The organism is Klebsiella sp. RHBSTW-00215, from assembly GCF_014103785.1.
Classification (GTDB): domain Bacteria; phylum Pseudomonadota; class Gammaproteobacteria; order Enterobacterales; family Enterobacteriaceae; genus Klebsiella.
The window spans coordinates 266,012-287,215 of record NZ_JABXQS010000001.1; the positions used below are offsets into that span (position 1 = coordinate 266,012).

Annotated in this window: 24 protein-coding genes and 1 riboswitch; of the genes, 20 read left to right on the forward strand and 4 right to left on the reverse strand. The window is 56.9% G+C overall.

Features of this window, described 5'->3' with window-relative positions:
- Window positions 1-7: 7 nt before the first annotated feature.
- The 4 genes from cbiB to pduF form a co-directional block, all read right to left on the reverse strand.
- Window positions 8-967 (reverse strand): adenosylcobinamide-phosphate synthase CbiB, encoded by a 960-nt coding sequence (cbiB, locus tag HV127_RS01320; RefSeq protein WP_182234636.1) that lies wholly within the window; start codon window positions 965-967, stop codon window positions 8-10.
- On the reverse strand, window positions 964-2,343 hold the full coding sequence (locus HV127_RS01325) for a cobyrinate a,c-diamide synthase (RefSeq protein ID WP_182234638.1): 1,380 nt from the start codon (window positions 2,341-2,343) through the stop codon (window positions 964-966). Before HV127_RS01325 ends, cbiB begins: the two co-directional genes overlap by 4 nt.
- Window positions 2,344-2,438: 95 nt before the next feature.
- Window positions 2,439-2,602: riboswitch (cobalamin riboswitch) on the reverse strand.
- 290 nt (window positions 2,603-2,892) lie between these two features.
- Entirely contained in the window at window positions 2,893-3,804 is a 912-nt protein-coding gene (gene pocR / locus HV127_RS01330; protein WP_182234640.1) for a regulatory protein PocR, read from the reverse strand.
- Between the two features lie 188 nt (window positions 3,805-3,992).
- A complete protein-coding gene (gene pduF / locus HV127_RS01335; RefSeq protein WP_182234643.1) occupies window positions 3,993-4,793 on the reverse strand; it encodes a propanediol diffusion facilitator PduF in 801 nt (266 codons plus the stop codon).
- A 523-nt stretch (window positions 4,794-5,316) separates the two neighbouring features.
- On the opposite strand from pduF, the gene pduA reads away from it, so the two are divergent.
- The 20 genes from pduA to HV127_RS01435 are packed head-to-tail and all read left to right on the forward strand — an operon-like array spanning window position 5,317 to window position 21,119.
- Window positions 5,317-5,601, forward strand: a complete 285-nt coding sequence (pduA, locus tag HV127_RS01340) for a propanediol utilization microcompartment protein PduA (RefSeq protein WP_110276481.1) — start codon at window positions 5,317-5,319, stop codon at window positions 5,599-5,601.
- Window positions 5,598-6,410, forward strand: a complete 813-nt coding sequence (gene pduB, locus HV127_RS01345; protein ID WP_110276480.1) for a propanediol utilization microcompartment protein PduB — start codon at window positions 5,598-5,600, stop codon at window positions 6,408-6,410. Before pduA ends, pduB begins: the two co-directional genes overlap by 4 nt.
- An 18-nt stretch (window positions 6,411-6,428) precedes the next feature.
- Entirely contained in the window at window positions 6,429-8,093 is a 1,665-nt protein-coding gene (gene pduC / locus HV127_RS01350) for a propanediol dehydratase large subunit PduC (protein WP_112213931.1), read from the forward strand.
- Between the two features lie 10 nt (window positions 8,094-8,103).
- On the forward strand, window positions 8,104-8,778 hold the full coding sequence (gene pduD, locus HV127_RS01355) for a propanediol dehydratase medium subunit PduD (RefSeq protein ID WP_112213932.1): 675 nt from the start codon (window positions 8,104-8,106) through the stop codon (window positions 8,776-8,778).
- Window positions 8,779-8,792: 14 nt separating this feature from the next.
- Entirely contained in the window at window positions 8,793-9,314 is a 522-nt protein-coding gene (gene pduE / locus HV127_RS01360; RefSeq protein WP_110276477.1) for a propanediol dehydratase small subunit PduE, read from the forward strand.
- 9 nt (window positions 9,315-9,323) lie between these two features.
- Window positions 9,324-11,156 carry a propanediol dehydratase reactivase alpha subunit PduG gene (pduG, locus tag HV127_RS01365; protein ID WP_182234645.1) on the forward strand — a complete coding sequence of 611 codons (1,833 nt, stop codon included), beginning with the start codon at window positions 9,324-9,326 and terminating at the stop codon, window positions 11,154-11,156.
- Complete coding sequence (gene pduH, locus HV127_RS01370) at window positions 11,146-11,496, forward strand: propanediol dehydratase reactivase beta subunit PduH (protein WP_182234647.1); 351 nt, start codon at window positions 11,146-11,148, stop codon at window positions 11,494-11,496. Before pduG ends, pduH begins: the two co-directional genes overlap by 11 nt.
- Window positions 11,497-11,514: 18 nt before the next feature.
- On the forward strand, window positions 11,515-11,787 hold the full coding sequence (pduJ, locus tag HV127_RS01375; RefSeq protein WP_110276474.1) for a propanediol utilization microcompartment protein PduJ: 273 nt from the start codon (window positions 11,515-11,517) through the stop codon (window positions 11,785-11,787).
- Window positions 11,788-11,790: 3 nt separating this feature from the next.
- Window positions 11,791-12,273 carry a BMC domain-containing protein gene (locus HV127_RS01380; RefSeq protein ID WP_110276473.1) on the forward strand — a complete coding sequence of 161 codons (483 nt, stop codon included), beginning with the start codon at window positions 11,791-11,793 and terminating at the stop codon, window positions 12,271-12,273.
- The gene (locus HV127_RS01385) at window positions 12,273-12,905 is read left to right on the forward strand and encodes a phosphate propanoyltransferase (RefSeq protein ID WP_112213937.1); all 633 of its coding nucleotides are present in this window, start codon (window positions 12,273-12,275) and stop codon (window positions 12,903-12,905) included. Before HV127_RS01380 ends, HV127_RS01385 begins: the two co-directional genes overlap by 1 nt.
- Window positions 12,902-13,393, forward strand: coding sequence for a microcompartment protein PduM (gene pduM, locus HV127_RS01390; RefSeq protein ID WP_110276471.1), 492 nt, complete (start codon window positions 12,902-12,904; stop codon window positions 13,391-13,393). Before HV127_RS01385 ends, pduM begins: the two co-directional genes overlap by 4 nt.
- 3 nt (window positions 13,394-13,396) lie before the next feature.
- Complete coding sequence (pduN, locus tag HV127_RS01395) at window positions 13,397-13,672, forward strand: propanediol utilization microcompartment protein PduN (RefSeq protein ID WP_004133641.1); 276 nt, start codon at window positions 13,397-13,399, stop codon at window positions 13,670-13,672.
- Window positions 13,673-13,681: 9 nt separating this feature from the next.
- Complete coding sequence (gene pduO / locus HV127_RS01400; protein WP_182234649.1) at window positions 13,682-14,692, forward strand: two-domain cob(I)yrinic acid a,c-diamide adenosyltransferase PduO; 1,011 nt, start codon at window positions 13,682-13,684, stop codon at window positions 14,690-14,692.
- Complete coding sequence (gene pduP / locus HV127_RS01405; RefSeq protein ID WP_182234651.1) at window positions 14,689-16,080, forward strand: CoA-acylating propionaldehyde dehydrogenase PduP; 1,392 nt, start codon at window positions 14,689-14,691, stop codon at window positions 16,078-16,080. The genes pduO and pduP overlap by 4 nt, the downstream gene beginning before the upstream one ends.
- An 11-nt stretch (window positions 16,081-16,091) precedes the next feature.
- The gene (gene pduQ, locus HV127_RS01410; RefSeq protein ID WP_182234654.1) at window positions 16,092-17,204 is read left to right on the forward strand and encodes a 1-propanol dehydrogenase PduQ; all 1,113 of its coding nucleotides are present in this window, start codon (window positions 16,092-16,094) and stop codon (window positions 17,202-17,204) included.
- The gene (pduS, locus tag HV127_RS01415; protein WP_182234656.1) at window positions 17,201-18,556 is read left to right on the forward strand and encodes a cobalamin reductase PduS; all 1,356 of its coding nucleotides are present in this window, start codon (window positions 17,201-17,203) and stop codon (window positions 18,554-18,556) included. Before pduQ ends, pduS begins: the two co-directional genes overlap by 4 nt.
- A 2-nt stretch (window positions 18,557-18,558) precedes the next feature.
- Window positions 18,559-19,113 (forward strand): propanediol utilization microcompartment protein PduT, encoded by a 555-nt coding sequence (gene pduT, locus HV127_RS01420; RefSeq protein ID WP_110276466.1) that lies wholly within the window; start codon window positions 18,559-18,561, stop codon window positions 19,111-19,113.
- On the forward strand, window positions 19,113-19,463 hold the full coding sequence (gene pduU / locus HV127_RS01425; protein ID WP_182234658.1) for a propanediol utilization microcompartment protein PduU: 351 nt from the start codon (window positions 19,113-19,115) through the stop codon (window positions 19,461-19,463). The genes pduT and pduU overlap by 1 nt, the downstream gene beginning before the upstream one ends.
- 4 nt (window positions 19,464-19,467) lie before the next feature.
- Window positions 19,468-19,920: a propanediol utilization protein PduV gene (gene pduV / locus HV127_RS01430; RefSeq protein ID WP_000826277.1), complete on the forward strand. Its 453-nt coding sequence runs from the start codon at window positions 19,468-19,470 to the stop codon at window positions 19,918-19,920.
- Entirely contained in the window at window positions 19,905-21,119 is a 1,215-nt protein-coding gene (locus HV127_RS01435) for an acetate/propionate family kinase (protein WP_182234660.1), read from the forward strand. The genes pduV and HV127_RS01435 overlap by 16 nt, the downstream gene beginning before the upstream one ends.
- Window positions 21,120-21,204 lie beyond the last annotated feature (85 nt).

Genomic DNA, 21,204 nt, shown 5'->3' on the forward strand with positions numbered 1-21,204 from the left:
TTTGTCCTCAGGCCACGCCAACCAGCCAGTACCGCGTCGCCATAAACAGCGCCAGTGCCAGGGTCGAGGCTACCCACATCAGTCGAATCGTTCGGGAAATATCGTCTACGGCAATGTCGCGCGTCGCGTCGCCAATCCACGGCTTCTCCACGCGCTGACCAAAGTAATCATTGGGGCCACCAAGCTGAATGCCGAGCGCCCCGGCAACCGCCGCCTCTGACCAGGCGCAGTTCGGGCTGCTGTGGTTGTAGCGATCGCGCCAGCCAATACGCAGCGCGCGGTCGCCCGCTTCACGGCAGAGGAAAGCGGCCAGGCTGATAAGCAGCCAGCTCAGGCGAGCAGGAATAAAGTTGGCAACATCATCAAGGCGGGCGCTAACCATGCCGATGGCGCGGTATTTTTCATGTTTGTAACCGACCATCGAGTCGAGGGTGTTGACCGCTTTATAAGCCATCGCCAGCGGCGCGCCGCCCAGCAGTAGAAAGAAGAGCGGCGCAATAATGCCGTCAACGGCGTTTTCCGCCACCGTTTCCACCACCGCACGGTTAATCTGCTGCGGCTCAAGTTGCGAGGTGTCGCGCCCGACAATCCACGACAGCTTGACGCGGCTTTCCGCCAGATCGCCCGCGCGTAGTGGACGCTCAACATCCCGCGCCGACTGCGCCAGACAGCGTCCGGCCAGCACGGTGAAGATCATCCACACCTCAAGCACCCAGCCAAGCCACGGATGAATCATCTGCGCCAGCGTCAGCACGCCCCAGGAGATACCCCACGTGAGGCCGACCACGATGACCCACATCACCCCGCCGCCGATGCGTAAAGCAAAGTCGCTGTGGCAGTAGCGGCGCACGCTGCGCTGAACGGCGGAGATCAGGTTGCCTATCCAGCGCACCGGATGCGGCCAGCTCTGCGGGTCGCCGATGATAAAATCGAGGAGCCAGGCAACGCACCAGGCCAGCAGCGTCATTGGGCGCTCCTTGCGGCAGCCAGCCAGTGGTTGAGCATCGCCGGACGCTGGGCGAAATGCAGATGCAGGTAGCTGGCAAAAGTGTTGCCTACCTGCCAGCCCCCCGACCACTGCTGAAGCGTCAGCCCGTCGCGCACTTTACGGCAGGCCAGCACCGCCGGGTTTTCCGGGATGAAATCTGAGTAGTGAAACTCGTGCCCGCGTAGGGTTTCACCGGGTGCTGCCAGCAGCGTTTGCCGCATCGCCCTCGCTTCGCAGTAGCCAAAGCGGGTGAGCCGTTTGCCCATCTTGCTGTGGCCGGGAATAAGATTGGCCATCGGGTAAACTTCACCGCCGGCGTCTTCAAGGGTGCTGCCGAGATACATCAGCCCGCCGCATTCGGCGTAGATAGCCACCCCGCGCCGATGCGCATCCTGCAACTGCGCCAGCATGGCGGTATTGGCCGCCAGCGCGGCGGCATGAATTTCCGGATAACCACCGCCAAGCCAGATCATCTGGCACGGCGGGAGTTCGCTATCGTGCAGCGGGCTGAAGCGCACAATATTCACTCCGCAACGTTCAAGCAGGGTGAGGTTATCCGGGTAGTAAAAGTTGAAGGCTTCGTCGTCTGCCAGCGCCAGAGTCAAACCTGCTCCGGCAGCAGGCGACGGTAGCGCAGGCCACTCCCCGGTGGGTAAAGCAGTAAGCTGGCTGAGGGTCAGAAGTTGTTCAATATCCAGAGTTTGCGCCAGCGTTTGGGCAAAATCGCGCCACGGCTGCTGGTTAACCAGCGATTCTCGGGCGGTCACCAGCCCCAGATGGCGTTCGGGCAAGGCCACGCCTTCCACTCGCGGCACGTAGCCGAGAACCGGCAGCGCGCAGTAGCGTTCAATCGCGCTTTTCAGTAGCTGATAGTGGGATTCGCTGTTAACGCGATTGACGATAACGCCAGCGATATTCAGGCTGGGATCGAAGTGCTGAAATCCCATTACCGTGGCGGCGATGGAGGTGGATACCGCTTTGCCATCGACCAGTAAAATCACCGGGCAGCCGAGCTGTTTGGCCATCGCGGCGGTGCTGCAATAATTCGGGTCGGTGCCATAGCCGTCATAAAGCCCCATGACGCCTTCAATCACCGCGATGTCCGCCTGCTGCATCTGTTCACAAAACAGCGCATTGAGAATCGGTTCCGGGAGCATGAAGCTGTCGAGGTTGCGGGAGGCGACGCCGCTGACGGCGGTATGCCAGCCGGTATCGAGATAATCCGGGCCGACTTTACAGGGCTGAACCCGCATGCCGCGCTGTTTCAGCAGGCTGAGCAGACCGAGCGTAACGGTGGTTTTGCCACAACCGCTGCCGGTCCCTGCGAGAATAAATGCATGCTGCCTGGCTGCCATACCCTGATCCTGTTCAGGGTGGTAGGGCTGTAGAGGTGCGCGCAAACCCAGTCTTTCGACTGTACGCATCTGAGCAACCCACTTCCCACCGAAGTTGTTGGTAGTCACCGACAGGCAGGTCTTCTGGCTTAGCGTCGTCCTCTCCCATCCTTCCCAATCTCGCGATCAGTGGTCAAATATGGGTTCGTCAGCATCACAGCAGCGGGGGCTGCGGGGGATTTACACCCCCTTCCCTGGCACCTGTCGGTTTTCTCGAGCGGGATGAGTCCTCACTCGAATAATTTCTGGAACATCTTACGGAGGCTGGATGGCTTCCGTCATCTCTAATATCTAATTGCAAAATCTTTTCATTACGCCTGCGGCGACCTGAAAGCAATTTCTGATAACACTCTATCCCATCAAATAAATAAAAACTGGTGCAGCTTAGCGCTCTCTCATTATTAATTTGTTGCGCTATGACAATTTATTGCTCTGGATGAGAGTTTTTCATTTTATAATGAGGCAGATACGGGGGCATATCAAAAATCGGCAATAACAAAATATTGTCATTTAAAATGGTTCAGTTTGTGATCTGGCATTAATTTGTTGGCGATAAGCCTGCGGAGTCACCTGATAGGCCTGGCGAAAAACTTTGCAAAAATAGCTGGTTTGAGAAAATCCTAAATTCCGCGCAATGCTGGCAATACTCCAGTCGCTGTGACACAGCAGCTCTTTGGCGCTCACCATCCGCTGATGGTTAACCCACGCGTTAAAGCCAATTCCCTGATATTTTTTGAACAGCTTACTGAAGTAGTACGGGCTGAGATAAACATGGGCGGCAACGTCTTCCAGGCGAAGCTCATCAGACAAATGGGCATCGATATAGCGCAACGCCTTCTTCATTTTACTGTCATGGGGGCTAACGGCCCGGCTGGCGCGCGCGGGTTCAGGCTGCTGCGGATTGTCTTTAATCACGACAAAATTGAGCTGTTTTTTAAGACAATTTTCTACTATTAGCTTGAGTAAATCGGCGGAAGCAATGACGCGCGAGTAGTCCATCTCCGGTACGTCGCGGAACGCTTTGACCAGCTCAGGATCGGTCTGCCAGCGGTCATCGACGTTCAAAATGTCGACCAGTTCAACATCGTTACTTAAGCGCACCTGCCCGCATAGCACAAAGCCCACCAGGTGCCCGGCAATAACCAAAGGGATGGAAAAATCGGTTAACCCGGCGTGGCAGCGATAGATACAGAGCTGATCGGTTTTTGAAGCTTCCAGACCACCGCAGCGGTCGCTCATCCGACAGCGGGTGCTGTGCTGAGGGTGCTGACGCATCAGCTGACAGAAAGGCGTAAAATTAAACAGTTCAGAAATTTCATCACCGTGAATATTGACTACCACAACCGCCAGACTGGTGGCCTGCGCAAAATCCTGTGCGATTTTATTGATGAGTTCTGAGTTCAGTGTGCTCGCAGAAATCATGATAAAACCTCTCAGTTAATTTTTTGTTATAAATAAAACATTTCTTTAATATTCACTTACTTTCATCATCATTTGCCGCCAACGATAAAAGAATAATACGATAGCAAATGTCTCCCATCCGTGGGAGACATTTTGGGCGACTTCGTGATACCGGTTCATGAAAATTTTTAGTTATTTCAGCGGATACATCAATCCTCTAATTTACAGGTATTACAGGGTAAGTTATTACCAATCAGATAACGATAGATAGCCGCCCCCAGACAGGCCCCGATTAACGGTGCAACAATCGGCACAATAAAGTACGGAATATCCCGTCCGCCAGTCATCGCGATATCACCCCAGCCCGCCATCCACGTAAATAGCTTCGGTCCAAAATCACGCGCCGGATTCATCGCAAACCCGGTAAGCGGCCCGGTGGATGCGCCAATAACCGCGACCAGTAAACCAATCAGCAGCGGAGCCAGCGGCCCTTTTGGCACACCGTTACCGTCGTCAGTCAGTGCCATAATCATCCCCATCAGCATGGAGGTAATCACCACTTCGACCAGCGCCGCATGCCAGATGCTCAGTGATGCCGCGGGATAGGTACTAAAGATGCTTGCCAGCTGCAGGCTCTCTACGCTACCGCGCACGATATGGTGTGTGGCTTCAAACTCGGTAAACATTGTGCTGTAAAGCACGTAGGCCAGCACAGCTCCGCCAAAGGCGCCTGCGACCTGTGCAATGATGTAAGGAAAAACTTTTCGTCCCGGAAAACAAGCAAATAACCACAACGCGACGGTAACAGCAGGGTTGAGATGGCCACCGGATATTCCTGAGGTCAGATAGACAGCAAGAGAGATCCCCAATCCCCATATGATGCAAATCTCCCACAATCCGAGGCTTGCTCCCGCCACCTTTAACGCGCTCAGGCAACCGATGCCGAAAAACAAAAACAGCCCGGTGCCCAAAAACTCGGCGGTACATTGCGCTTTTAGCGAATCATTCATTGTGACACCTTCTTAGCAGAGTTCGTGTCCTGACCAGCCAACATCCTGCTGGCAGTAGAGTACAGCGGGCACCACTATATGAATTCCTGTCTGCAAATTGTTGGCAACCTGCTGACGGCCAGCCCGGAAAATTCGGGCATGGATAACAAATTATTGCCATTAAATAATTGCTGGCGGCATAGCACACGCGCGGCCTTCGCAATTAATCACCCCACCAGGCATGCAAAAATATTGCTATAACCAACTCGCTGTTTTCCAACAAGCATCACAAATCGTTTTTTTCGCATAGCAGATAAAATTAAAATCGTCATAAACAAATTTGTAAATATGGAATATACAAAACAAAATAATCACATCAAAACAAATAAATAAAATAATACAAATCAACAAGTTAAATTATAAAATAGCAATTTTATATTATTGATAGCCCACTATTTTTTCATCATCAAATTCAAGTCAGCCATTCTTTTTCCTCGCATCTTCTTATAGTCCCAACTATCGGAACACTCCATGCGAGGTCTTTATGCAACAAGAAGCACTAGGAATGGTAGAAACCAAAGGCTTAACCGCAGCCATAGAGGCCGCTGATGCAATGGTTAAATCGGCCAATGTGATGTTAGTGGGCTATGAAAAGATTGGCTCCGGGCTGGTAACCGTCATCGTCCGCGGTGATGTCGGTGCGGTTAAAGCGGCAACCGATGCAGGTTCCGCCGCCGCACGTAACGTAGGTGAAGTGAAAGCCGTACACGTCATCCCACGTCCTCACTCCGATGTAGAAAAAATCTTACCGAAGGGAATTAGCCAATGAGCAGCAATGAGCTGGTTGAACAGATCATGGCGCAGGTGATTGCCCGAGTGGCAACGCCGGAACAGCAGGCCACCCCTACTCACCCCCATCCTATACGAGAGACGGCTATGGCAGAAAAAAGCTGCAGTTTAACGGAATTTGTCGGGACCGCCATTGGCGACACCCTGGGTCTGGTTATCGCTAACGTTGATACCGCCCTGCTGGACGCGATGAAGCTTGAAAAGCGCTATCGCTCCATCGGCATTCTTGGCGCACGTACCGGCGCAGGTCCGCACATTATGGCGGCGGACGAAGCGGTGAAAGCCACTAACACCGAAGTGGTCAGCATCGAACTTCCCCGCGATACCAAAGGCGGAGCAGGTCACGGTTCGCTGATTATTTTAGGCGGCAACGACGTTTCTGACGTCAAGCGCGGTATCGAAGTCGCGCTGAAAGAGCTCGATCGCACCTTCGGCGATGTTTACGGCAACGAAGCCGGGCATATCGAGCTGCAATACACCGCCCGCGCCAGCTACGCCCTTGAAAAAGCGTTCGGTGCGCCGATTGGTCGTGCCTGCGGCATCATCGTCGGCGCTCCGGCTTCCGTCGGTGTGTTAATGGCCGATACCGCCCTGAAATCAGCCAACGTTGAAGTGGTCGCTTACAGCTCTCCGGCGCACGGCACTAGCTTCAGTAACGAAGCCATTTTGGTGATTTCTGGCGACTCCGGCGCAGTCCGTCAGGCGGTCACCTCCGCCCGCGAAATTGGCAAAACCGTCCTTGCGACCCTCGGTTCTGAACCGAAAAACGATCGCCCGTCCTACATCTAAACCCCACGAGGCTGATTCATGAGATCGAAAAGATTTGAAGCACTCGCGAAACGCCCTGTGAATCAGGACGGCTTCGTTAAAGAGTGGATCGAAGAAGGCTTTATCGCGATGGAAAGCCCGAACGACCCGAAACCGTCGATTAAAATCGTAAACGGCGCGGTGACCGAGCTGGACGGGAAACCGGTTAGCGAATTCGACCTGATCGACCACTTTATTGCCCGCTACGGTATTAACCTGAATCGTGCAGAAGAAGTCATGGCGATGGATTCGGTCAAGCTGGCGAACATGCTGTGCGATCCTAACGTAAAACGCAGCGACATCGTCCCCCTGACCACCGCCATGACCCCGGCGAAAATTGTCGAAGTGGTTTCGCATATGAACGTCGTCGAGATGATGATGTCGATGCAGAAAATGCGCGCACGCCGCACCCCTTCTCAACAGGCGCACGTCACCAACGTCAAAGATAACCCGGTGCAAATTGCCGCCGACGCCGCCGAAGGCGCATGGCGCGGGTTTGATGAGCAAGAGACGACGGTTGCGGTAGCGCGTTATGCCCCGTTCAACGCCATCGCGCTGCTGGTAGGTTCACAGGTAGGCCGTCCGGGCGTGCTGACTCAGTGCTCCCTGGAAGAAGCCACCGAGCTGAAGCTCGGTATGTTAGGCCACACCTGCTATGCGGAAACTATTTCCGTATACGGTACTGAGCCGGTGTTTACCGACGGTGACGATACTCCGTGGTCGAAGGGCTTCCTGGCCTCGTCCTACGCCTCTCGCGGCCTGAAAATGCGCTTCACCTCCGGTTCTGGCTCTGAAGTACAGATGGGCTACGCCGAAGGTAAATCGATGCTTTATCTGGAAGCGCGCTGCATCTATATCACCAAAGCCGCTGGCGTTCAGGGTCTGCAAAATGGCTCTGTAAGCTGTATCGGCGTGCCGTCTGCCGTGCCATCAGGCATTCGTGCGGTGCTGGCGGAAAACCTTATTTGCTCATCGCTGGATCTGGAATGCGCCTCCAGTAATGACCAGACCTTCACCCACTCCGATATGCGTCGTACCGCACGCCTGCTGATGCAGTTCCTGCCGGGTACCGACTTTATCTCCTCCGGTTATTCCGCGGTGCCGAACTACGACAACATGTTCGCCGGTTCCAACGAAGATGCGGAAGACTTTGACGATTACAACGTTATCCAGCGCGACCTGAAAGTGGACGGCGGTCTGCGTCCGGTTCGCGAAGAAGACGTTATCGCTATTCGTAACAAAGCTGCTCGCGCCCTGCAGGCCGTGTTTGCCGGAATGGGTCTGCCGCCAATTACCGACGAAGAAGTCGAAGCCGCGACCTACGCCCACGGTTCGAAAGATATGCCGGAACGTAACATCGTTGAAGATATCAAGTTCGCACAGGAAATCATCAGCAAAAACCGTAATGGCCTGGAAGTGGTGAAAGCGTTGGCTCAGGGCGGGTTTACCGATGTTGCGCAGGACATGCTCAACATCCAGAAAGCCAAGCTGACCGGGGACTATTTGCACACCTCCGCCATTATCGTCGGCGACGGACAGGTGCTCTCTGCGGTTAATGACGTCAATGACTATGCCGGTCCGGCAACGGGTTATCGCCTGCAGGGGGAACGCTGGGAAGAGATTAAAAACATCCCTGGCGCTCTTGATCCCAACGAGATTGATTAAGGGGTGAGAAATGGAAATTAATGAAAAATTGCTGCGCCAGATAATTGAAGACGTGCTCCGCGATATGAAGGGCAGCGATAAACCCGTCTCGTTTAATGCGCCTGCGGCATCCACTGCACCACAGACCGCTGCGCCTGCGGGCGACGGCTTTCTGACCGAAGTGGGTGAAGCTCGCCAGGGCACTCAGCAGGACGAAGTGATTATCGCCGTCGGCCCGGCATTTGGCCTGGCGCAGACCGTCAATATCGTCGGGTTACCGCATAAGAGCATTTTGCGCGAAGTCATTGCCGGTATCGAAGAAGAAGGCGTTAAAGCGCGCGTGATTCGCTGCTTTAAATCCTCCGACGTGGCGTTTGTCGCCGTTGAAGGCAACCGTCTGAGCGGCTCGGGTATCTCCATCGGCATTCAGTCGAAAGGCACCACGGTTATCCATCAACAGGGACTGCCGCCGCTCTCCAACCTGGAGCTGTTCCCGCAGGCACCGCTGCTGACGCTGGAAACCTATCGGCAGATTGGTAAAAACGCCGCCCGCTATGCGAAGCGCGAATCACCGCAACCGGTTCCTACGCTTAATGACCAGATGGCACGCCCAAAATACCAGGCGAAGTCGGCCATTTTGCACATTAAAGAGACCAAATACGTCGTGACGGGCAAAAACCCGCAGGAACTGCGCGTGGCGCTTTGATAAAGGATAACTCCATGAATACCGACGCAATTGAATCGATGGTTCGGGACGTATTGAGCCGCATGAACAGCCTGCAGGGCGATGCGCCAGCGGCGGCTCCTGCCGCTAGTGACGCGACCCGTAGCGCAAAAGTTAGCGATTATCCGCTGGCGAACAAACATCCGGAGTGGGTGAAAACCGCCACCAACAAAACGCTGGATGACTTCACGCTGGAAAACGTGCTGAGCAATAAAGTCACCGCTCAGGATATGCGTATTACCCCGGAAACCCTGCGTTTACAAGCGTCTATCGCCAAAGATGCTGGTCGCGACAGGCTGGCGATGAACTTTGAACGCGCCGCCGAACTGACCGCAGTACCGGACGATCGCATTCTTGAAATCTACAACGCTCTTCGCCCGTATCGTTCCACCAAAGAAGAGCTGATAGCAATGGCTGACGATCTCGAAAGCCGCTATCAGGCAAAAATTTGCGCAGCCTTTGTTCGTGAAGCGGCAACGCTGTACGTCGAGCGCAAAAAACTCAAAGGCGACGATTAAGGATTGCGTATGCGATATATAGCTGGCATTGACATCGGCAACTCATCAACGGAAATCGCGCTGGCGACGCTTGATGGGGCAGACGCACTGACGATTACGCACAGTGCGCTGGCGGAAACCACAGGAATCAAAGGCACGTTACGTAACGTGTTCGGGATTCAGGAAGCTCTTTCCCTCGTTGCAAAACGCGCGGGGATCAATGTCAGCGATATTTCGCTCATTCGCATTAACGAAGCCACGCCAGTCATTGGCGATGTGGCGATGGAGACGATTACCGAAACCATCATCACCGAATCGACAATGATCGGCCATAACCCGAAAACGCCGGGCGGAGTAGGCCTTGGTGTGGGTATCACGATTACGCCGGAGGAGCTGTTAACCCGCCCGGCGGACTCGTCCTATATTCTGGTGGTGTCATCAGCATTCGATTTTGCCGACATCGCCAACGTCATCAACGCCTCTATGCGCGCCGGATACCAGATTACCGGCGTCATTTTGCAGCGCGATGATGGCGTACTGGTCAGCAATCGGCTGGAAAAACCGCTGCCGATTGTTGATGAAGTTCTGTACATCGACCGCATTCCACTGGGGATGCTGGCGGCGATTGAAGTCGCCGTTCCGGGGAAGGTTATCGAAACCCTCTCCAACCCTTACGGCATCGCCACCGTATTTAACCTCACCGCCGATGAGACGAAAAATATCGTGCCGATGGCGCGTGCGCTGATCGGCAACCGCTCTGCGGTGGTGGTCAAAACGCCCTCTGGCGACGTCAAAGCACGCGCCATACCGGCCGGTAATCTGGAACTGCTGGCTCAAGGACGTACCGTGCGCGTCGATGTTGCCGCTGGTGCCGAAGCCATCATGAAAGCGGTCGATGGTTGCAGCAAGCTCGACAACGTGACCGGCGAGGCCGGGACCAATATCGGCGGCATGCTGGAACACGTGCGCCAGACCATGGCCGAACTGACCAACAAGCCCAGCAGCGAGATTTTTATTCAGGATCTGCTGGCCGTTGATACTTCGGTACCCGTCAGCGTCACCGGTGGTCTTGCCGGGGAGTTCTCGCTGGAGCAGGCCGTCGGCATCGCTTCGATGGTGAAATCAGACCGTCTGCAAATGGCGATGATTGCCCGTGAAATCGAGCAAAAGCTCAATATCGACGTGCAAATCGGCGGTGCTGAGGCCGAAGCCGCGATTCTGGGCGCGTTAACCACGCCGGGTACCACTCGACCGCTGGCGATCCTCGATCTCGGCGCAGGTTCTACAGACGCGTCAATCATCAACCCCAAAGGCGAAATTATCGCCACCCACCTCGCCGGCGCAGGCGATATGGTCACGATGATCATTGCCCGCGAGCTGGGGCTGGAAGACCGCTATCTGGCGGAAGAGATCAAGAAATACCCGCTGGCCAAGGTCGAAAGCCTGTTCCATTTACGCCACGAGGACGGCAGCGTCCAGTTCTTTCCGACGCCGCTGCCTCCCGCCGTATTCGCCCGCGTCTGCGTGGTGAAACCCGATGGACTGGTGCCGCTTCCCGGCGATTTAGCGCTGGAGAAGGTGCGCGCCATTCGCCGCAGCGCTAAAGAACGCGTCTTCGTCACCAACGCCCTGCGCGCGCTGCGTCAGGTCAGCCCGACCGGCAACATTCGCGATATTCCGTTCGTGGTTCTGGTCGGCGGCTCGTCGCTGGATTTCGAAGTTCCGCAGCTGGTCACCGATGCGCTGGCGCACTACCGCCTGGTTGCCGGGCGAGGAAATATTCGCGGCAGCGAAGGCCCAAGAAACGCGGTGGCAACTGGCCTGATTCTCTCCTGGTATAAGGAGTTTGCTCATGGACAGTAACCACACCACTCCGGCAATTGTCATTACCGCTATCGACGACTGCGCCAGCCTCTGGGGCGAAGTGCTGCTGGGTATCGAAGAGGAAGGCATCCCTTTCTTGATTCAACATCATCCGGCTGGAGACGTCGTAGACAGCGCCTGGCAGGCGGCGCGCAGCTCGCCGCTGCTGGTCGGCATTGCCTGCGATCGGCGCACGCTGGTCGTGCACTACAAGAATTTACCCGCATCCGCGCCGCTTTTTACGCTGATGCATCATCAGGACAGTCAAGCCCAACGCAACACAGGTAACAACGCGGCACGGCTCGTCAAAGGGATCCCTTTTCGGGATCTCCATGCTTAAACACAGGAGAACGGCAGTATGAATAACGCACTGGGACTGGTTGAAACAAAAGGGCTGGTCGGCGCCATTGAAGCCGCCGATGCGATGGTGAAATCCGCCAACGTGCAGCTGGTGGGCTACGAAAAAATTGGCTCTGGTCTGATTACCGTGATGGTTCGCGGCGATGTTGGCGCGGTTAAAGCAGCAGTAGACGCAGGCAGCGCGGCGGCGAGCGTAGTGGGTGAAGTGAAATCCTGCCACGTTATCCCGCGTCCGCACAGCGACGTTGAGGCCATTTTACCGAAAGCTTGATCGATGGCGAATAAGGAGCACCGCGTGAAGCAATCTCTTGGATTACTTGAAGTTTGTGGTCTGGCACTGGCTATCAGCTGCGCCGATATCATGGCGAAATCCGCTTCTATCACGCTGGTCGCCCTCGAAAAGACCAATGGTTCAGGCTGGACGGTTATTAAAGTGACCGGTGATGTCGCCTCCGTGCAGGCGGCGATCACCACCGGCGCACATTTTGCCGAACAGCGAAATGGCCTGGTGGCCCACAAGGTCATCGCCAGGCCCGGAGAAGGGATAATGCCCGCAGAAACTCCCCCGCCCTCCGTCATGGCACCTGAACCTGAAGAGCCAATCATGGCCGATGTCGTTTCTGAAGAGCCAGCAGATGAAGTACCACAGGAAGCCGGACTGGTCAGCTGCAACCTGTGCCTGGACCCGAAATGCCAGCGCCAGAAAGGCGATCCTCGTTCTCTTTGCCTTCATTCAGGCAAGCGAGGTGAAGCGTAATGGATAAACAGCTTCTGGAATCAACGGTTAGCAAAGTTCTTGATGAGATGCGCGAGCGCCCGATTCCGCTGGGCGTCTCGAATCGTCATATCCATCTGTCTGCGCAGGATTACGCGCAGCTTTTTCCCGGCCATCCCATCAGCGAGAAAAAAGCGCTGCTGCAGCCGGGGCAATATGCTGCGGAACAAACTGTCACCCTGGTGGGGCCAAAAGGGCAGCTCAAAAACGTACGCCTGCTTGGTCCACTGCGCTCAACAAGCCAGGTGGAAATATCGCGCACCGACGCAAGGACGCTGGGAGTGGCAGCACCGCTGAGAATGTCCGGCAACCTGAAAGGGACGCCGGGCATCCGTCTGGTCAGCCCCTTTGCCGAACTGGAATTATCTTCTGGGGTGATTGTCGCCCAGCGGCATATTCATATGTCGCCGCTGGATGCCCTGATCCTGCGGGTCTCCCACGGCGATAAGGTCTCCGTGGCAATCGAAGGCGACGAGCGCGGGCTGATTTTCAACAACGTGGCGATTCGCGTTTCACCGGACATGCGCCTCGAAATGCATATCGATACCGATGAAGCCAACGCTGCTGGTGCCGATAACCCGCAGGCCTTTGCCCGGCTGGTGGCCCCACGATGAACGGCGAAATTCTGCAGCGCATTGTTGAGGAGATTGTCTCCCGGCTGCAGCGTCGCGCCCACAGCACGGCGACGCTGAGCGTTGCGCAGTTGCGTGAAGCGGACAGCCGAAGCCTGTTCTGTCAGCACGCGTCGTTGCGCATTCTGCTCATCGACCTGCCGCTGCTGGGCCAGCTTGCTGAAGCGGAAACCGACGACCCTGCAGCCTGGAAAATTCACGACGCCCTGGCTTTCGGCATCCGCGTACAGCTCTCCGTGCATAGCCAGCTACTGCCGGTTATCCCGGTAAAAAAACTGGCTCGTCTACCGGTGATGTTCACCGACGAGCACGGGCTGGCGCTGACTCTGCACGCCGGTTCGCTGCTGAGCTATCGCGATGTCGCAAGCCTGGGCAAAGGACGCCTGGTTCTCCATCGCAAATGCATCGTGACCGCACTGGCGCATGAAGCGGCAAGCGCGCGGAATATTCAATTAATTAAGCAGGAGTAAATCATGCATCTGGCACGAGTCACGGGCGCGGTTGTCTCCACGCAAAAATCGCCCTCCCTGGTAGGGAAAAAGCTGCTGCTGGTACGTCGGGTCAGCGCCGATGGCGAACTTCCCGCATCACCAACGTCAGGCGATGAAGTTGCCGTTGACTCCGTCGGCGCAGGCGTCGGCGAACTGGTGCTGCTTAGCGGCGGCTCCAGCGCCAGACATGTCTTTTCCGGGCCCAATGAGGCCATTGACCTCGCCGTTGTCGGCATTGTAGATACGCTTTCGCGTTAAGGGGCGATTATGGCGATTTATACCCGAACAGGTGACGCCGGTACCACATCGTTATTTACCGGCCAGCGGGTGAGCAAAACCCACCCGCGCGTCGAAGCCTACGGCACGCTGGATGAGCTGAACGCCGCGCTGAGCCTGTGCGCCTGCACCGCTGCGGATGAAAGCCATCGCATCTTACTCGAGGCCATCCAGCAGCAAATTTTCTGGTTTAGCGCCGAACTGGCCAGCGACAGCGAGCAGCCGTCGCCCAAACAGCGCTACATCAGCAGCGAAGAGATTTCGGCTCTGGAAGCCGCTATCGATCGGGCGATGGCCCGCGTCGAGCCGCTGCACAGTTTTATTTTACCCGGTCGCTGCGAAGCCGCGAGCCGCCTACATTTTGCCCGTACGCTGGCCCGCCGGGCCGAACGCCGCCTGGTTGAGCTGGCCGCAGAAATCAACGTGCGCCAGGTGCTGATGCGCTACATCAATCGCTTATCAGACTGCCTGTACGCCCTGGCTCGCGCCGAAGATAGCGATGCGCACCAGAACGATATCATCCGTGAAATCAGCAAACGCTATCTGGCTGCCAGCCAGCCCCCCCGCCTCAAGGAGACGACGCCTATGGCTCTCTCGTTTCACGACCTCCACCAGTTGACTCGCTCCGCCGTAGAGCGCGCCCAGCAGCTACAGGTGCCGGTGGTGGTCAGCATTGTTGACGCGCATGGTACGGAAACCGTCACCTGGCGGATGCCGGACGCCCTGCTGGTCAGCAGCGAACTGGCACCGAAAAAAGCCTGGACCGCAGTCGCTATGAAAACGGCAACCCATGAACTGAGCGATGTCGTTCAGCCGGGCGCCGCGCTTTATGGCCTGGAAAGTCATTTACAGGGAAAAGTCGTTACCTTTGGCGGCGGTTACGCTCTGTGGCGTGACGGTCTGTTGATTGGGGGTCTGGGCATCAGCGGCGGCAGCGTTGAGCAGGACATGGATATAGCACTGGCTGCTATTGCGGCCATTAACGTGGGAACTCATCAATGAATACTTCTGAACTCGAAACCCTCATTCGCACCATTCTCAGCGAGCAACTGACCCCGGAGCAAACGCCGAGCCAGCCTCAGGGCAAAGGGATCTTCCAGTCTGTCAGCGAGGCAATCGACGCCGCGCACCAGGCGTTCTTACGTTACCAGCAGTGCCCGCTGAAAACGCGCAGCGCCATCATCAGCGCAATGCGTCAGGAGCTGACGCCGCTTCTCGCCTCGCTGGCGGAAGAGAGCGCCAATGAAACGGGCATGGGCAATAAAGAAGATAAATTTCTGAAAAACAAGGCCGCTCTGGACAACACGCCGGGCGTAGAAGACCTCACCACCACCGCGCTAACCGGCGATGGCGGCATGGTGTTATTTGAATACTCACCGTTTGGCGTCATCGGTTCGGTCGCCCCAAGTACCAACCCGACGGAAACCATCATCAACAACAGCATCAGCATGCTGGCGGCGGGCAACAGCGTCTACTTTAGCCCGCATCCGGGAGCGAAAAAGGTCTCTCTCAAGCTTATCAGCCTGATTGAAGAGATTGCTTTCCGCTGCTGCGGCATCCGCAATCTGGTGGTCACCGTCGCAGAGCCAACTTTCGAAGCCACCCAGCAGATGATGGCCCACCCGCGCATTGCGGTACTGGCGATTACCGGCGGACCGGGCATTGTGGCGATGGGCATGAAGAGCGGTAAGAAAGTGATTGGCGCAGGTGCGGGCAACCCGCCTTGTATCGTCGATGAAACGGCCGATCTGGTGAAGGCAGCGGAAGATATCATCAACGGCGCTTCGTTCGATTACAACCTGCCCTGTATTGCCGAGAAGAGCCTGATCGTAGTGGAGAGCGTCGCCGACCGACTGGTACAGCAAATGCAAACCTTCGGTGCGCTGCTGCTAAGTCCTGCCGATACCGACAAACTCCGCGCCGCCTGTCTGCCAGAAGGCCAGGCGAATAAAAAACTGGTCGGCAAGAGCCCATCAGCCATGCTGGAAGCCGCCGGGATCGCCGTTCCTGCCAAAGCGCCTCGTCTGCTGATTGCCATCGTCAACGCCGACGATCCGTGGGTGACCAGCGAACAGCTGATGCCGATGCTGCCAGTGGTGAAAGTCAGCGATTTCGATAGCGCGCTGACGCTGGCGCTGAAGGTTGAAGAGGGGCTGCATCACACCGCGATCATGCACTCGCAGAACGTGTCGCGCCTGAACCTCGCAGCGCGCACCCTGCAAACCTCAATATTCGTTAAAAACGGCCCATCCTATGCCGGGATTGGCGTCGGCGGTGAAGGGTTTACCACCTTCACTATCGCCACGCCAACCGGTGAAGGGACCACGTCGGCGCGAACTTTTGCTCGCTCACGGCGCTGCGTGCTGACCAACGGCTTCTCCATCCGCTAACCGAGGTCGCGATGAATACTTTCTCACTACAAACGCGGTTGTACAGCGGTCAGGGCAGTCTGGCGGTGCTTAAGCGCTTTACCAACAAGCACATCTGGATAATCTGCGATGGGTTTCTGGCGCGCTCGCCGCTGCTGGATACCCTGCGCAACGCGCTGCCCGCAGATAACCGCATCAGCGTCTTTAGCGAGATAACGCCGGACCCCACCATCCACACCGTGGTGCAGGGCATTGCGCAAATGCAGGCTCTGCAACCGCAGGTGGTGATCGGTTTTGGCGGCGGCTCGGCAATGGACGCGGCGAAGGCCATCGTCTGGTTTAGCCAGCAGAGCGGGATCAACATCGAAACCTGCGTGGCGATCCCGACCACCAGCGGCACCGGTTCTGAAGTCACCAGCGCCTGCGTGATCAGCGATCCTGATAAAGGTATCAAGTACCCGCTGTTCAACAATGCGCTGTATCCGGATATGGCGATCCTCGACCCGGAGCTGGTGGTCAGCGTACCGCCGCAGATTACCGCCAACACCGGTATGGACGTGCTGACCCACGCCCTGGAGGCCTGGGTGTCACCGCACGCCAGCGACTTTACCGACGCGCTGGCGGAAAAAGCCGCCAAACTGGTGTTCCAGTATCTGCCCACGGCGGTGGAAAAAGGTGACTGCGTAGCGACGCGCGGGAAAATGCACAATGCTTCAACGCTGGCGGGGATGGCGTTCAGTCAGGCGGGTTTGGGGCTTAATCACGCGATAGCTCACCAGCTCGGCGGACAGTTTCATCTGCCGCACGGGCTGGCCAATGCGCTGCTGCTCACGACGGTGATCCGCTTTAACGCGGGTGACCCGCGCGCCGCCAAACGCTACGCGCGGATGGCGAAGACCTGTGGTTTTTGCCCGGCAGAAGCTAATGATATCGCGGCGATCAATGCGCTGATTCAGCAAATCGAACTGCTTAAGCAACGCTGCACCCTTCCCTCACTGGCCGCTGCGCTTAAAGAAGGAAAATCCGACTTTTCCGCGCGCATTCCAGCGATGGTGCAGGCTGCGCTGGCTGACGTCACCCTACGCACCAACCCGCGTCCGGCTAATGCCGAAGCCATTCGGGAACTGCTGGAGGAACTGTTATGAGTACCGCCGTCAACGCCGTTGAAATGTCTCATAGCGCTGATGAAATTCGCGAGCGCGTTCGCGCAGCGGGCGTCGTCGGCGCAGGTGGCGCAGGCTTTCCCGCTCACGTAAAGCTGCAGGCGCAGGTGGAAATTTTCCTGGTGAACGCCGCCGAGTGTGAACCGATGCTCAAAGTTGACCAGCAGCTGATGTGGCAGCAGGCCGCGCGTCTGGTACGCGGCGTGCAATATGCGATGACGGCAACCGGCGCTCGCGAAGGGGTCATTGCCCTGAAAGAGAAGTATCACCGGGCTATTGAAGCATTAACCCCGCTGCTGCCTGCCGGTATCCGTCTGCATATCCTGCCGGATGTTTATCCGGCGGGTGATGAGGTGCTGACCATCTGGATGGCAACCGGCCGCCGGGTCGCTCCGGCTGCGCTACCAGCCAGCGTCGGCGTGGTCGTCAATAACGTGCAAACCGTCCTTAACGTTGCCCGGGCGGTCGAGCAGCAGTTTCCGGTCACTCGTCGCACGTTGACCGTGAACGGCGCGGTCGCCAGACCGTTGACCGTTACCGTCCCCATCGGCATGTCGCTGCGCGAAGTTCTGGCGCTGGCGGGCGGTGCAACGGTTGACGACCCCGGTTTTATTAACGGCGGCCCGATGATGGGCGGCCTGATTACCTCGCTGGATAACCCGGTAACCAAAACCACCGGTGGTCTGCTGGTGCTACCGAAAAGCCATCCGCTTATCCAGCGGCGAATGCAGGACGAGCGCACGGTGCTTTCCGTCGCGCGTACCGTCTGCGAGCAGTGCCGTCTGTGCACCGATCTCTGCCCGCGGCATCTGATTGGCCACGAACTCTCCCCGCACCTGCTGGTTCGGGCAGTGAACTTTCACCAGGCCGCCACGCCGCAGCTGCTGCTGAGCGCCCTAACCTGCTCGGAATGCAACGTTTGTGAAAGCGTGGCCTGCCCGGTGGGGATCTCGCCGATGCGCATCAACCGGATGCTGAAACGCGAGCTGCGGGCGCAAAACCAGCGCTATGAAGGGCCGCTATATCCGGCCGATGAGATGGCGAAATATCGCCTGGTGCCGGTGAAACGGCTGATCGCCAAACTGGGCTTAAGCCCCTGGTATCAGGAAGCACCACTCTGCGCTGACGAACCGTCAGTGGAAAAAGTGACCTTGCAGCTGCGCCAGCATATTGGTGCCAGCGCAGTGCCGAATGTCACGCAAGGGGAACGCGTCACGCGCGGACAGTGCATTGCCGATGTCCCGGCAGGTGCATTAGGCGCGCCGATTCACGCCAGCATCGACGGCGTTGTATCGGCCATCAGCGAACAGGCCATCACGGTTGTAAGAGGTTAACCATGTCTCAGGCTATAGGAATTTTAGAACTCACCAGCATCGCCAAAGGCATGGAACTTGGTGATGCCATGCTGAAAAGCGCCAACGTCGATCTACTGGTCAGCAAGACCATCTGCCCAGGTAAGTTTTTACTGATGCTGGGCGGCGATATCGGCGCGCTCCAGCAGGCCATTGAAACCGGCACGTCGCTGGCGGGCGAGATGCTCGTCGACAGCATGGTGCTGGCGAACATCCATCCCAGCATTCTCCCGGCTATCAGCGGCCTGAACAGCGTCGAAAAACGCCAAGCGGTCGGCATCGTCGAAACCTGGAGCGTAGCGGCCTGCATCAGCGCCGCGGACCGGGCGGTGAAAGCCTCAAACGTCACCCTGGTAAGAGTGCATATGGCCTTCGGCATCGGCGGTAAGTGCTACATGGTGGTGGCGGGCGACGTTTCTGACGTCAATAACGCCGTGACGGTTGCCAGCGAAAGCGCGGGCGAGAAAGGGCTGCTGGTTTACCGTTCGGTGATCCCGCGCCCGCATGAAGCCATGTGGCGACAGATGGTGGAGGGATAATGGAAAGACAACCGACAACGGATCGCATGATTCAGGAATACGTGCCGGGGAAACAGGTCACCCTCGCGCACCTGATTGCCAATCCAGGCAAAGATCTCTTTAAGAAGCTGGGCCTGCCGGATGCGGTTTCCGCCATTGGCATCCTTACCATCACACCGAGCGAAGCGTCGATTATCGCCTGCGATATCGCCACCAAATCCGGCGCGGTGGAGATTGGTTTTCTCGATCGCTTTACCGGCGCGGTGGTGTTGACCGGCGATGTTTCCGCCGTCGAATATGCCCTCAAGCAGGTGACGCGCACGCTGGGCAATATGATGCAGTTCACCACCTGTTCGATCACCCGGACGTAAGCCAATGAAGCGTTTGATGTTTATCGGCCCCAGCCAGTGCGGAAAAACCTCGCTGACCCAAAGCCTGCGCGGCGAAGCGCTCCATTATAAGAAAACTCAGGCCATTGAATGGTCGCCGATGGCCATCGACACGCCGGGCGAATATCTGGAGAACCGCTGCCTGTATAGCGCCCTGCTGACCAGCGCCTGCGAGGCCGACGTCATCGCGCTGGTGCTGAATGCCGACGCCCAGTGGTCGCCCTTTTCTCCGGGTTTTACCGCCCCGATGAACCGACCGACGATTGGCCTGGTCACCAAGGCCGATCTGGCCGAGCCGCAGCGTATTTCGCTGGTTGCGGAGTGGCTTACGCAGGCTGGCGCACAGCAGATTTTTATTACCAGCGCGTTGAATAACTCGGGTCTCGACGCCGTGCTGGATTTTCTGAATTCGAAGGAACCTTTATGTCTTACAAAATAATGGCTATTAACGCCGGCAGCTCATCATTAAAATTCCAGCTGCTGGAAATGCCGCAGGGCGAGACGATCTGTCAGGGACTGATTGAACGTATCGGCATGGCCAACGCTCAGGTAACGATAAAAACCCCTGCGCAAAAATGGCAGGAGTCGGCGCCGATCGCCGATCATCGCGAGGCTGTCACCCTGTTGCTGGAAAAGCTTCTTGGCTACCAGATTATTCAGAGCCTGCAGGATATCGACGGCGTCGGTCACCGCGTGGCGCACGGCGGGGAACGTTTTAAAGATTCGACACCGGTCACCGATGAAACCTTAGCGGAAATTGAGCGTCTGGCTGAACTAGCCCCGCTGCATAACCCGGTTAATGCGTTGGGGATCAAAGTGTTCCGCCAACTGCTGCCCGATACGCCGTCGGTCGCGGTATTTGATACCGCTTTTCACCAGACGCTGGACGAGCGCGCGTTTATTTATCCGCTGCCCTGGCGCTACTACAGCGAGTTGGGCATTCGTCGCTATGGATTCCACGGCACCAGCCATAAGTACGTCAGCGCGACGCTGGCAGAAAAGCTGGGCGTGCCGCTGAGCGCGCTGCGCGTGGTGTGCTGCCATCTTGGTAACGGTAGCAGCGTTTGCGCCATCAAAGGCGGGCGTTCCGTGAACACTTCGATGGGCTTTACGCCGCAGTCCGGCGTGATGATGGGCACCCGCAGCGGCGATATCGACCCGTCGATTTTACCGTGGCTGGCGCTGCATGAGGGCAAAACGCCGGAGCAGCTCAACCTGTTGTTAAACAATGAATCGGGCCTGCTTGGCGTCTCCGGCGTCTCGCACGATTATCGCGATGTCGAACAGGCTGCTGACGGTGGCAATCAGCGGGCATCCCTGGCGCTGACGCTGTTTGCCGAGCGCATTCGCGCCACCATCGGCAGCTATATCATGCAGATGGGCGGCCTGGACGCGCTGATCTTTACCGGCGGCATCGGCGAAAACTCGGCCCGCGCCAGAAGTGCCATCTGCCACAACCTGAATTTTCTCGGGCTGTCGGTCGATGAAGAGAAAAACCAGCATAACGCCACCTTTATTCAGGGTGAGAACGCGGTCGTCAAAGTGGCAGTCATTAATACTAATGAAGAGTTGATGATTGCCCGCGACGTTATGCGTCTCGCGCTTCCCGAAGCGCAGACGTTAACCGTTTCAGCCTGAGTTCGCCGCCCGGCAAGTTGCGGTGAATCATGGAAATAGCGGGATCGGCATGACACTATGCGCCCTGGCAATCTGAGCAAAGGGT